Raw genomic sequence first — 12,777 nt, forward strand, 5'->3', positions numbered from 1 at the left:
CTCCGTCCGCTCAGACCGCAAAGACCCTGGGCAGCCTGAGCGCGGCCAGCACCGGGAGGTGGTCCGTGGCCGCGCGGAGGTCCGCGTCGGTGATGCCCGGCAGCCCGGCCGGGACCCCACAGCCGATGATCTCGATGCCCTCCGAGGCGAAGACCCCGTCGATGCGCCGACGCGGGTTCTCGGGGGAGAAGGTGGCCTCGTTGCCCCAGGGCTCGGTGGTCCAGCCGTCCCGCAGCTTCCGCGCGATCCGGCGGAAGGCGCGGCCGTCCGGCCGGTCGTTGATGTCACCGGCGGCGATGGCGTACGGGACGTCCAGCGCGGTCAGGTGGTCGAGCAGCATCCCGGCCTGTTCGTAGCGCTCGGCCTCGGCGAGGCTCAGATGGCAGCTGACCACGCCGAGCCGGACGCCGTTGCCACTGCCCGGACCGCCGGTGTCGCGGTGGCCGCCGCCGAAGCGCAGCACGGCGGTGGCGAAGCCGCGCTGGTGCAGCCCGGGGACGCGGGGCAGCAGGGTGTCCTCGGCGCGCTCCACATGGGCGCGCAGCGAGGTGAGGATCATCGGGCCCGCGGCGGTGGCCCCGCCCGTGGTGTAGACGAGTCCGGTCTCCCGGGCCAGCCAGGCGGCGGCCTTGCGCCAGCGGAAGAAGCGCGGCGCCTCCTGGACGCAGACGACATCGGGGGCGCAGGCCCGGATCACCCGGGCCAGCGCCTCGCGGTCGTCCCGCATCGAGCGGATGTTGTAGCTGAGCACCCGCACCACCGCGCCGTCCGGGCCGGTGGTGGATCCGGGCAGGTCCGCGAGCGGCACTCTCCCCCCTCGCGGCTCAGCCCTGGCGGGCCAGGTCGGCGGCGCCGACGAGCCCGGCCTTGCCGCCGAGCTGGGCGGCGAGCACCTGGGCGTGCGGACGCCACTGATTGCCCACCAGCCAGCGCCGGAAGGACTTGCGGATCGGCTCCAGGACGAGATCGCCCTCGTCGGAGACCCCGCCGCCGACGATGAACGCCGAGGGGTCGAAGAGCGAGGCGAGGTCGGCGAGCCCGGCCCCGGCCCAGCGGGCCAGCTCACGGAAGGAGTCGATGGCGACGGGGTCGCCCTGGCGGGCGGCGTCGCTGATGTGCTTGCCCTCGATGCCCTCGGCGGTGCCGTCGCCGAGGCCGAGCAGGACCGTGGCGTTCTCCGGGGTGGCGGCGGCGCGCTGCTGGGCGTAGCGGACCAGGGCGCGGCCGGAGGCGTACTGCTCCCAGCAGCCCTGGCTGCCGCAGCCGCACAGCAGTCCGTCCGGGACCACCCTTATGTGGCCGAACTCGGCCGCGACGCCGAACCGGCCGCGGTGCAGCTTGCCGCCGATGATGATGCCGCCGCCGAGGCCGGTGCCGAGCGTGATGCAGACGACATCGTCATGGCCGACTCCGGCGCCGAAGCGGTACTCGCCCCAGGCCGCCGCGTTGGCGTCGTTCTCCACCACGACGGGCAGGCCGACGCGCTGCTCGACCTTGTCCTTAAGCGCCTCGTGCCGCCAGTTGATGTTGGGCGCGAAGAGCACGGTGGCGCGCTTGTCGTCCACATAACCGGCCGCGCCGATGCCGACGGCCTCGATGTCATGACCCTCGCTGACGATGCGCACCGCGTCCGCGATGGCGTCGACGACTCCCTCGGGAGTCTGCGGGGTCGAAACCTGGCTCGTCTCGAGAATCGAGCCCTCTTCGTCGACCACGCCGGCCGCGATCTTCGTGCCGCCGATGTCGACGCCGATGGTGAGTCCCATGAGTCCCTCAGTTATTTGGTCGAACCCCGCCGACGCTAACGGTACCGGAGGTGGCGCTCAGTCGAGGTCGATGTGTTCACTACTCGAACTCTCGGATTCTCCGCCGCCGCCCTTGGAGTCGCCCTCGGCGCCCTGGGTCCAGCGTCGCTCCTGGCCGGTCACGGCGGCACGGTAGGCGGCGAGCAGCTCGGATCCGGCGCTGGCGAGGTGTTCGAAAACCTCTGGGTTGCGCTCTATGACCGGTTCTACGTTGGCTTTCGCCTGTGCAATCAATTGTTGTACGGCCCCTTGAACCGCCGCTCCGGCGATCGGCGCCTGGGCGACCTTCTCGGCGAGCGCGTCGGCCAGCTTGAGGAACTCCTCGGCCACGCTCCCGGGCTCCTCGGTGGTCTGCCGGGCCCGCTGCCTGGCCCGCTCGGCGGCCAGGTCCTCCTCACAGGCCCGCTCCCAGGCGTCGGGGTCGATCTCGGTGACCGGCACATCGGTGACCGGGGGCTCCGGGGGGCGCTCGGTGGCATCGCTCATGGCGAACTCCTGCGGCGGGGATGCTGGCTGCCCGGTGACGTTCATCCGGGCTTGTGACCGACGTTACCCGAAGGAGGGGGGCGGGGTCAGAGCCGGAGACCGGCCGTCCTGGACGCGGGCGTCGGGGCCGGGTACCGATCTTCGTGGACGCGGGCGTCGCGGCCGGATACCGATCGTCGCGCGCACGGCGTCAGAGCCGCTTCGGCCACAGGTCCGGGTCGGGGGTGAAGCGCACCTGGAGCCATCCGTCGCGCAGCCCGGCGCCGGAGACCGTGCAGCGGCGCAGCGCGGACGGCAGCGGCAGCACCCGGTGGAACGGCGCGACGGTGACGATCAGTTCGTCGCCCCGGCGCACCAGGGAGAGCCCGTCGCGGTCAGCGCCGGGCAGCGGCAGCCGCCACAGCAGCACCCCGTCCTCGGCCAGCCGGTCCTCGACGGTCCAGGGGTCGGGGACGGGCCGGTCCGGCCGCGCCCCAGGGGGCCCTACGGTCCCGGCGAGGTCGGCGAGGTCGGCGGGCCCGGCCGGGGCGCGCCGGGCGGCGTCGCCGAGGCGCCGCTCGGTGGGGCGGCGCGGCTCGGCGGAGTGCGGCTGGCCGGAGTCGGGGTCCGGCTCGGCGGGCCGCGGGTCGCCGAGGCCATGCGGATCGCGGCCCAGATGCGGCAGCTCACGCACCGGAACGGCGGGGGCCCACTGCTCGTACAGCTCCTTGAGCGCGTCCTGCTGCTGGCCCGACAGCGCGGCGAGCCACGGGTCGGAGCTCCCGGTCGGCAGCAGCCGGTTGGCGATCAACGCCTCCACCCGGCAGCCGTGCAGCGCGAGACCGACGCGGGCGGTGCGCAGCGCGCGGTCGGCGAGCGGTCCGGGCTCCACGACCAGCCGTACGGTGGTCGCCTCGGACTCGATGACTCCCTGGACGGCGGCCAGCTCCCGCTCCCAGCGCTCGGCCGTCTCGTACAGCTTCTGCGCGGGCATCGGGACCCCCGCCAGCTGGGCGAGCATCGGCCGCAGCGCACGGGCCGCCTGCCGCTCGGCGGGCAGCAGCCGCCGCAGATACCGCCGCAGCTGCTCGGGCAGCGCGAGCAGCGCGACGGTATCGGGCGCGGGGGGCATGTCGACGACGAGGACGTCCCAGCCGGTGCCGGGCGGGGCGGTCTGGGCGGCGCGCAGGGCACGCAGCAGCGCGATGGCCTCCACCCCGGGCAGGGCGGTCAGCTCCTCGCCGTCCAGCGGGGTGGCGCCGAGCAGGTCGAGCAGGCCGTGGCCGCGGTCCTGGAGGGCGGTCAGCTCACCGCGGAACCACTCGTCCGTGACGACCCGCGCGGCCCACAGCCCCGGCGCCAGCTCGGCGGGTACGGACCACGGCAGCCGGTCCGCCGGGCGCCCGGGCACGGACCGCGGCGCGCCGATGCCGAGCAGCGCCTCGGGGGTGCCGTCGGCGTCGGCGGTGAGCAGCAGCGTCCGCTGCCCCTCGCGGGCGGCGGCGAGGGCGGTCGCGGCGGCCACGGTGGTGCGGCCCGCGCCGCCGGTACCGGTGACGAGGACCGTACGCATGAGCAGAGCCTCCGGCAGGGGTTATGTCGGTGTGCGCGGCGCGGGTCCGGCGATCCGCACCCGCCGGAGCGTACCCCGCGCCGTGGCGCGCCCCGGGCACCGCCGGGGCCCGGGGTGGCCCGGTCCGGACGGCCCGGGGGACTCCGGGCGGGTCAGGCGGCGCCCTCGACGCGCTTCTTCAGGCCCGCGAGCGCACGGTCGATGATGACCTTCTCGGCCTTGCGCTTGATCATGCCCAGCATGGGGATCTTGACGTCGACCGTGAGCTGGTACGTCACCTCGGTGCTCTTGCCGCCGTCGCGCGCCGAGAGCCGGTAGGAGCCGTCAAGGGTGCGCAGCATCTGGGACTTGACCAGGGACCAGTTGACCTGGTCGTCCCCGGTCCAGGTGTACTGCAGGGTGTAGTCGTCCTTGATCGCGCCGGCGTCGAGCAGCATCCGCACCTGCTCGGCGCGCCCCCGGCCGTCCTTGGTGAGGATGTCGGCCTCCTTCACCTCACCGGACCACTCCGGGTAACGGTCGAAGTCGGCGATCACCTCCATCACGTCGGCCGGGGCCGCCTCGATCGTGATGCTCGAGCTGGTGTGTTCCGCCATCGCCGTGGCTCCTCCGTACCGGTCCGCCGCATGGGTCCTCTGCGGCTGAAGGCTACCGCGCGCGGGTCACCACTCCAGGGTCCAGGGGGTGCCGGAGGAGGCGAAGTGTCCGACATTGACGCACTCGGTGGCCCCGATCCGCATACGGCGGACGAGCGGCTGATGGACGTGGCCGAAGAGGGCGTACTTGGGACGGACCGCGTGGATCGCCTCCAGCAGGGCGGCGCTGCCGCGCTCGAAGCGGCGGGCGACGGTGTCGTAGCAGAGGTCGGGCACATCGGGCGGGATGTGGGTGCAGATCACGTCCACCTCACCGAGGGCAGCGACCTTCGCGGCGTAGGTCTCGTCGTCGATCTCATAGGGGGTGCGCATCGGCGTGCGCAGCCCGCCGCCGACGAAGCCGAAGACCAGGCCGCCGATCTCGACGCGCTCGCCGTCCAGGACGGTGGTGCCCGGCCGGGCGTACTCCGGCCACAGAGACGGCATATCGACATTTCCGTAGGTGGCGTACGTCGGGGTGGGGAACGCGGCAAAGAGCTCGGCGTACTGGCGGCGGACCCCGGCCTCTATGGCCGCGTTGCGGTCAAGTCCCTCCCACAGCCGGTTGCCGAGCTCCCTGGCCTCCTCGAAGCGGCGGGCGGTGCGCAGTTCGACCAGCCGGTCGGCGTTCTCGACCCCGAAGAGATCGGGGAAGATGCCACGTGAGTGATCGGCGTAGTCGAGGAAGAGAACGAGGTCGCCGAGGCAGATCAGGGCGTCCGCCCCGGCACCGGCCTTCTCCAGGTCCTCACCGTTGCCATGCACGTCACTCACCACGTGGACTCGCATGCGTGTCACCCTAAGACGTAAGGGCCCGCGCCCGTAAGGTGTTCCGCCTGCACCGCCCCGCGTCTACCTGCGGTTCCTTAGCGGACGCGGCGCCCGTCGACTAGTCTGCGGACAGCACGAAGGCGGTGTGTGACGCATCAAACATCTGGGCGGCTACCCCTATCCCGGAAGGCGTACCGATGGGTAACGTCCGGGCCGTCCATCACCCCCCATGCCCTGTAGCGGCGCCGGCGCCCCACGAGGAGCAGCAGTCTTGCGCGAGTTCAGCCTTCCGGCCCTGTACGAGGTTCCGGCCGACGGCAATCTGACGGATCTCATCCGCCGCAATGCCGCACAGCATCCCGATGTCGCCGTGGTCGGCCGCAAGGTCGACGACCGATGGGAGGACGTGACCGCGACCGCGTTCCTGGCGGAGGTGCGCACCGCCGCCAAGGGCCTGATCGCGGCCGGTGTGGAGCCGGGCGACCGGGTCGGCCTGATGTCCAGAACACGCTATGAATGGACGCTGCTGGACTTCGCCATCTGGAGCGCGGGCGGGGTCACCGTGCCGGTGTACGAGACGAGTTCACCGGAGCAGGTCCAGTGGATCCTCAGCGATTCGGGCGCGGTGGCCGCCCTGGTCGAGACCGGCGTCCACGAGGCCGCCGTCGAGGCCGTCAGGGACACCCTGCCCGCCCTGAAGCACGTCTGGCGGATCGAGGGCGACGCCATCGGGACGCTGCGGAAGCTGGGCGATGACGTGTCCGAGGAGAAGGTGGACGAGCGCTCCTCGATCGCCAACGCCGACTCCCCCGCCACCATCGTCTACACCTCGGGCACCACCGGCCGCCCCAAGGGCTGTGTGCTCTCCCACCGCAGCTTCTTCGCCGAATGCGGCAACGCGGTGGCACGGCTCAAGCCGATCTTCCACACCGGTGAGTCATCGGTGCTGCTGTTCCTCCCCGAGGCCCATGTCTTCGGGCGGCTGGTGGAGATCGCGGCGGTGCTGGCGCCGATCAAGCTCGGCCATGTGCCGGACGTGAAGTCCCTGACCGATGAACTCGCCGCGTTCCGGCCCACGTTGGTGCTGGGCGTGCCGCGCGTCTTCGAGAAGGTCTACAACTCGGCGCGGGCGAAGGCCCAGTCCGAGGGCAAGGGCAAGATCTTCGACAAGGCGGCGGACACCGCGATCGAGTACAGCAAGGCGCTGGACGCCCCGGGCGGGCCGTCCTTCGGGCTCCGCTTCAAGCACAAGGTCTTCGACCGGCTGGTCTACAGCAAGCTGCGGGCGGTGCTGGGCGGCCGGGCCACCCACGCCATCTCCGGCGGGGCGCCGCTTGGCGAGCGGCTGGGCCACTTCTACCGGGGCATCGGCTTCACGGTGCTCGAGGGGTATGGCCTGACGGAGTCCTGCGCGGCGACCACCTTCAACCCCTGGGACCGGCAGAAGATCGGCTCGGTCGGGCAGCCGATGCCGGGCTCGGTGGTGCGCATCGCCGACGACGGCGAGGTGCTGCTGCACGGTGACCACCTCTTCACCGAGTACTGGAACAACGAGACGGCCACGGCGGAGGCGCTGTCGGACGGCTGGTTCCACACCGGGGACGTGGGCACGCTCGACGAGGACGGCTACCTCACCATCACCGGCCGGAAGAAGGAGATCATCATCACCGCGGGCGGCAAGAACGTCGCCCCCGCGGTGATAGAGGACCGGATCCGGGCGCATGCCCTGGTGGCCGAGTGCATGGTCGTCGGCGACGGCCGCCCCTTCGTGGGCGCGCTGGTCACGGTGGACGAGGAGTTCCTGCCCCGCTGGGCGGCCGAGCACGGCAAGCCCGAGGGTGTGACGGTGGCCGAGCTGCGGGAGGACCCGGACCTGCTGGCGGAGATCCAGCAGGCGGTGGACGACGGCAACGCGGCGGTGTCCAAGGCGGAGTCGATCCGGAAGTTCCGGATCCTGGCAACGCAGTTCACCGAGGATTCCGGGCATGTGACGCCCTCGCTGAAGCTGAAGCGGAACGTGGTGGCGAAGGATTTCGCCCCGGAGATCGAGGCCATCTACCAAGGCTGACGACGGCCGCCAGGCCGCGGGGCCCGGGGCCGCACCCCCGGGCCCCGCGGCCCGCACCACCGACACACGACCCCGCCGCGCGGCAGGGCCCCGCCCCCTTGGGCCCCGGAGGCTGGGGCGGGGCCTCCCCCACACGGCCGAGCCGCGTAGCGAAGCCTCCCGCCCCGCGGACTGCCCACAGCACCGACACACGACCCCGCCGCGCGGCAGTAGCCTCGGCCCTTGAGGCCCCGGGGTCTGGGGCGGAGCCCCAGTTGTGGGGAGGGGCGGGGAGGGGAACAGCCCGCCGCAGGCGTTACAGCAGTGACTTCAGGCGGTCGGCCAGCAGGTCCCAGCGCCAGCGCTCCTCCACCCAGGCGCGGCCCCGCTCACCCATGCGGCGGCGCAGCTCGGCGTCCTCCAGCAGGGTCACGACGCGCTCGGCGCACTGCTCGGCGGAGTCGCCCCGTACCACCCAGCCGGTCTCACCGTCCAGCACCGCGTCCGGCGCCCCGCCGGAGTCCCCGGCCACGACCGGCAGACCGGTCGCGGACGCCTCCAGGTAGACGATGCCAAGGCCCTCGACGTCCAGCCCGCCGCGGCGGGTGCGGCAGGGCATGGCGAAGACGTTGCCCGCGCCGTAGTGGGCGGGCAGCTCCTCCCAGGGGACGGGCCCGGTGAACCGCACCGACTCGGCCACGCCCATCGTCTCCGCGAGGCGGCGCAGATCCTTCTCGTACGGCCCGCCACCGACGATCAGCAGCACCGCGTCCGGCACCCGCCGGAGGATCCGCGGCATGGCCCGGATCAGCGTGTCCTGCCCCTTGCGCGGCACCAGCCGGGAGACACAGACCACGACGGGCCGCCCGGCCAGGCCGAGGCGGGCCCGGACCGCGTCGCCGCCCGAGCCGGGGTGGAAGGTCTTCTCGTCCACACCGGGCGGGAGTTGGACCATCCGGTCGGCGTCCCGGGGGTCGAGCGCGGCGGCGATCCGGGTGCGGGTGTACTCACCGAGATAGGTGAGGGTGTCCGTGGCCGCGCCGATCCGCCGCAGCAGTCGCCGTGAGCCTGGCAGCTGCGCCCAGGCGGCCTCGTGGCCGTGCGTCGTGGCCACCAGCCGCCGCGCCCCGGCCGCGCGCAGCGCGGGAGCCATCAGCCCGAGCGGGGCGGCGGCGCCGAACCACACCGCGGTGCACCCGTGCTCGCGCAGCAGCGCCGTCGCCCGCCGGGTGACGCGCGGGGTGGGCAGCAGCATGGTCGTCCGGTCCCGGACGACCGGGTACGGCTGCTCGGCGTCGAAGCGTGCGGTGGCCTCGGCGCCCTCCCGGCCGTGCTTCCAGGTGGAGGCGTAGACGACGATCCGGTCCGGGTCCAGGCGCAGCGCGATGTTGTGCAGAAACGCCTGGATGCCGCCGGGGCGGGGCGGAAAGTCGTTGGTCACGAGCAGGGTCTTCTCCATCCCCGCCGACAGTACCGGCTGCCATGAGAAGCCAGCCCCATCCCACCCGGGCCGGGCCGGGCCGGACCACAGAGCCACACTCAGCCCAGCTCAGCCGCCACGTACTTCCGCCAGCGCGCCGTGAACTCCCCCGTGCTCAGCCCGAACACCTTCCGCAGCGCGGACTCCACCGCACCCGAGCGCTCATGGGCACGGCCAACCGTGCGGTAGAAGTCGACCAGCTTCTTCTCACCCCATGCGCCCGCGATCAGGCGGCAGGCGAGCCAGCCCTGTTCATAGGCGCGGGAGAGGCGGTCGGGGTCGCTGCCGAAGCGGAAGTCGTCGTCGCGCGGGAGCGCCGTGGGCAGGTGTCCGGCGGTGACGGCGTCGGCGAGTTCGGGGGCGATCTGGCGGGGGGTGCGGCCCGGGGTGCGGTAGCCCACCCAGTCGGCGAAGCCCTCGGAGAGCCAGAGCGGGGTGGAGGCGCTGGTGGCGGTGCGGGTGGCCACATGGGCCGTCTCATGGGTGATCACGACGCGTCGGCCGAAGTCGCCGAGCACCTGGTACGCGTCGGGGTTGACGATCACGCGGTCGGCGGGCGTCGCGTCACCCACCCCGCCGACCTCGCCCGTGGTGACGGCGGCGATCCCGCGGTAGCCGTCCGCGGAGGCGCCGAGCAGGGCGGCCATCCGGCCCAGGGAGGCGGGGACCTCGACCACGACGCGCCCGGCCCACTCATGGGGCCAGACCTTGTCCAGGACGGGCACCGCCCGGTCCGCGGTGTCGGCGACCGCGCGCAGCACCCGCCGGTCCTGGCCGACGCCGAGGACGAGGCTGTGGGCGCCGCGGACGACGTCCACCGTGCCCTGGTCCCACAGCTGCTCCGTACCGCGCCTGCCGTCCACCACACCGTCGTCCGAGGCCACGTACCACTGCCCGGCGCGCCGGGCGAGGGTGAGGTACTGGGCGGAGACCACCGGGGCGGTGTCGTACCCCTTCAGCCGGTACCGGAGTTCGACCTGTGCGGCGAGGCCGCGGCCGCCGACCCGCGCGGGCTCGAAGCCGCCGGTGCGCACCAGGCGGTAGGTCCAGGAGCGCAGCGGTACGGCGGACATCTGCCGGAACACCCGCCGCTGCTCGGCCAGATAGCCCGCGGAGCCCCGGTCGACGGTGGCGAGGAAGGCGTCCGCGTCCCGCTCCCGGACCGCCGCCGCCCGCTGGTCAAGCATGTGCTGCACGGCCCGGCCGTCGCGCCCCTCGGGGTCGTCGGGCGCGGCGACGGGGCCGCAGCCGCTCAGCGCGCTCAGCACGGTCAGCGCGAACGCGCCCACCAGCGGCAGGCACAGCAGCGCCCGCCATCCACCCGATCTCCACCGACCCGCCACGTCTTAGATCGTACGAGCCCGCGCGCCGGTTCAGACGCGGGTGATGGAAGAGATCGGCAGCATGCCCACGGGGTCGTAGCGGACCCGCGCCCCGGGGTAAGGGGCGTGGATCACCTGCCCGTTGCCCGCGTACATGGCCACATGGCTGGCGTCGGAGCGGTAGACCACCAGATCGCCGGGGCGGGCCCGGGACAGCGGCACCGACTGCCCGGCGTGCGCCTGGGCCTGGGAGGTGCGCGGGATGGCCACCCCGGCATGGGCGTACGCCCATTGGGTCAGCCCGGAGCAGTCGAACGCGGTGGGACCGGCCTGGCCCCATGCGTACGGCAGCCCCAGGGCCGCCCGTGCCGCGCCGAACGCCGCGGCGGCGTGCCCGGAGGACGGTTCGGCGTGCGGCCCGTCGCCGTGGCCGCCAGGGGGCTCCCCGGGGCCGTAACCGGAATCGGGAGCGGAACCGGAACGGCGGCCGTCCGGAAGGGCGGTCGGCACCAGCCCGGCGAGGGCGCCGTGCTCCCGTACGCCGGCCCGTGAGGCGCGGCGTGCGTAGCTCTCCCACTCCCCCGGCGGCAGCGCGTTGACCAGCCGCCGCGCCGTGGCCAGCCGCCGCTGGACCGCCCGCTTATGGCGGGCCACCTCCTTACGGCTGTGCTCCAGCTTCACCAGCTTGGCCGCGGCCTCCGCCCGCTGCTGCCGCAGCGTCCGCTGGGTGCCCTGGAGCACCCGCAGTTGGGCGGCCTGACGGCCGGTGATCCGCTGCAGCGTGGCGGCACGGTCGAGGTACTGGTCCGGGTCCCCGGACAGCAGCAGGGCGAGGCCCGGGTCGATCCCGCCGGTGCGGTACTGGCCGCCCGCGAGGGCGCCGAGCGCCGTCCGCATCCGGTTGACCCGCCCCTGGCCGCGGGCGACCCGGTCCTGGATCCTGCCGACCTGGCGGCGCAGGGCCCGGGCGCGCGTCTCCGCCGCGTTGTAGCGCTCGGTGGCCCGCTCGGCCTGGGCGTAGAGCGTGACGATCCGTTCACCGGCGGACCGGGCGGACGGACGGCCCGCCGGGCCGTGCGGCTCGGCACCGGCCGGTACGGCGGACAGCGCGGCGGCGGAGGCCACCACGGCCGCCGAGGCGGCGGCCTTGACGGTGGCCCCTCCGGACCGGGGTTTCGCGACGCGGCGACAGGACGCCATGGGAAGCCGCACTCCCTTCCGCAGTGTCGGGCTGAGAACTGCGGGCAGACAGTAGCCGCGGCGTTGGCCACGGTCCAACGGCCGTGAGGTGCGGGCACACTGACGCCCCGCCGACTGAACGCAGGTCACCGGCGGGGCGGGGGATCAGCGAGGGCGCTGGAGATTCGCCCGAAAGGATGGCAGTTGAGGCGGTTTGAACCCCGGTTCGTGGGATGTCCGGATCAGACCCGGACGCCGTTCCGAGTCAGACCCGGACGCCGAACTGGAACGGCATGTTGTCCATCGACTCGTAGCGCACACCGGCACCGGGCTTGGGCGCGTGCAGCACCTGGCCGTTGCCCGCATAGAGGCCTATGTGGTGCAGATCGCCGTAGAAGAGCACCAGGTCGCCCGGCTTGAGCTCACCGCGGCCGATGCGGGCGCCCGCGTTCGCCTGGTCCTGGGAGATCCGCGGCAGCTGCACCCCGGCCTGCTGGTAGGCCCAGCCGGTGAGCCCGGAGCAGTCGAAGGAGGACGGACCGGTCGCGCCCCAGACGTACGGGAGGCCGATCTTCGTCTTGGCGGCGGCGAGCGCGGCGGCGGCACGCCCCGACTCCGGCACCTCGTTGCCCAGGTCGACGCGCTCGCTGGAGCGGTTGGCGCGCTCGGCGTCCTGGGCCGCCAGCTTGGCGCGCTCCTTGGCGGTGAGGGTGTTGAGGAGGTTCCGGGCCTTGGACAGCTTGCCCTGGATCTCGTCCTTCTTCTTGCCGAGCGCCTTACGGGTGTCGGCGAGGTCCGTCAGCTTGGTGGACGCCTCCTCGCGCTGCTGCTTGAGGGTGCGCTGCTTGTCGGCGATCTTCCGCAGGGACTCGGCCTGCTTGCCGCTCAACTGGCTGAGGGTGGACGCCTTCTCGAGGTAGGTGTCCGGGTCGGAGGAGAGGAGCAGCTGCACCGAGGGGTCGATCCCGCCGGAGCGGTACTGGGCGGTGGCCATCGAACCCAGGCCGTTGCGCAGCGTGTTCAGGTCCTCCTGACCGCGCGCCACCTTGTCCTGGAGCTCGCCGACCTGCTTCTCCAGCTTCTGCTGCTTCTCCTTGGCGCCGTTGTACTTCTCGGTCGCCTGCTCCGCCTCTTCGTAGAGCTTGTCGACCTGCTCCTTGACGTCCTTCTTGTCCTGCTTCGGAGCGGCCTGCGCGGCCTGGGACGTGAGAGCGACGGCGGCGGCCGCGGTCGCGGTGAGGACGGTTACCCGAGTGCGGCTCGGCTGCTTGGGTCGACGGTGGGACGCCACGAAGGCGAGCTCCTTCTTCCTCCAGCCGCCTACCGGGAGTTGGGGGGTTGTGAGGCCCCGGCTCCGCGACGGGGCGCGGACTCGGCGGTACCTCCGCTGTCACCCCGGATGGGTGATCGACCGCGCGAAGGTTCGAGCTGACCTTAGTGACCCCGCCGTGATCCGTTCAAATCCCGACGGCAAAAAAGTGGGTTCGCGCGGGCATATTT

Annotated in this window: 11 protein-coding genes; 1 reads left to right on the top strand and 10 read right to left on the bottom strand. The window is 73.0% G+C overall.

Annotation, left to right across the window (positions count from 1 at the left end; genetic code table 11):
* Positions 1 to 10: 10 nt before the first annotated feature.
* From VT50_RS17155 to VT50_RS17180, 6 genes are all read right to left on the bottom strand, one after another.
* Entirely contained in the window at positions 11 to 808 is a 798-nt protein-coding gene (locus VT50_RS17155) for an endonuclease/exonuclease/phosphatase family protein (protein WP_046086107.1), read from the bottom strand.
* Between the two features lie 16 nt (positions 809 to 824).
* Complete coding sequence (locus VT50_RS17160) at positions 825 to 1,766, bottom strand: ROK family glucokinase (RefSeq protein ID WP_046086106.1); 942 nt, start codon at positions 1,764 to 1,766, stop codon at positions 825 to 827.
* Between the two features lie 57 nt (positions 1,767 to 1,823).
* Positions 1,824 to 2,291, bottom strand: coding sequence for a DUF5304 family protein (locus tag VT50_RS17165; RefSeq protein ID WP_046086105.1), 468 nt, complete (start codon positions 2,289 to 2,291; stop codon positions 1,824 to 1,826).
* 190 nt (positions 2,292 to 2,481) lie between these two features.
* A complete protein-coding gene (locus VT50_RS17170; RefSeq protein WP_046086104.1) occupies positions 2,482 to 3,843 on the bottom strand; it encodes an ArsA family ATPase in 1,362 nt (453 codons plus the stop codon).
* Between the two features lie 152 nt (positions 3,844 to 3,995).
* Complete coding sequence (locus VT50_RS17175) at positions 3,996 to 4,439, bottom strand: SRPBCC family protein (protein ID WP_046086103.1); 444 nt, start codon at positions 4,437 to 4,439, stop codon at positions 3,996 to 3,998.
* Positions 4,440 to 4,505: 66 nt separating this feature from the next.
* Entirely contained in the window at positions 4,506 to 5,267 is a 762-nt protein-coding gene (locus tag VT50_RS17180; protein WP_046086102.1) for a metallophosphoesterase family protein, read from the bottom strand.
* A gap of 253 nt (positions 5,268 to 5,520) precedes the next feature.
* Between VT50_RS17180 and VT50_RS17185 the strand changes: the two genes are divergently transcribed.
* A complete protein-coding gene (locus VT50_RS17185; protein WP_046086101.1) occupies positions 5,521 to 7,317 on the top strand; it encodes an AMP-dependent synthetase/ligase in 1,797 nt (598 codons plus the stop codon).
* Positions 7,318 to 7,612: 295 nt separating this feature from the next.
* On the opposite strand, the gene VT50_RS17190 is transcribed toward VT50_RS17185, so the two are convergent.
* From VT50_RS17190 to VT50_RS17205, 4 genes are all read right to left on the bottom strand, one after another.
* Positions 7,613 to 8,755: a glycosyltransferase family 4 protein gene (locus VT50_RS17190; RefSeq protein ID WP_046089147.1), complete on the bottom strand. Its 1,143-nt coding sequence runs from the start codon at positions 8,753 to 8,755 to the stop codon at positions 7,613 to 7,615.
* A gap of 80 nt (positions 8,756 to 8,835) precedes the next feature.
* Positions 8,836 to 10,080 (bottom strand): gluzincin family metallopeptidase, encoded by a 1,245-nt coding sequence (locus tag VT50_RS17195; protein ID WP_107424825.1) that lies wholly within the window; start codon positions 10,078 to 10,080, stop codon positions 8,836 to 8,838.
* 69 nt (positions 10,081 to 10,149) lie between these two features.
* Positions 10,150 to 11,298, bottom strand: coding sequence for a C40 family peptidase (locus tag VT50_RS17200; RefSeq protein ID WP_063893259.1), 1,149 nt, complete (start codon positions 11,296 to 11,298; stop codon positions 10,150 to 10,152).
* 244 nt (positions 11,299 to 11,542) lie between these two features.
* Entirely contained in the window at positions 11,543 to 12,568 is a 1,026-nt protein-coding gene (locus VT50_RS17205) for a C40 family peptidase (RefSeq protein ID WP_046089148.1), read from the bottom strand.
* Positions 12,569 to 12,777 lie beyond the last annotated feature (209 nt).

This window comes from Streptomyces antioxidans (assembly GCF_000968685.2).
Classification (GTDB): domain Bacteria; phylum Actinomycetota; class Actinomycetes; order Streptomycetales; family Streptomycetaceae; genus Streptomyces; species Streptomyces antioxidans.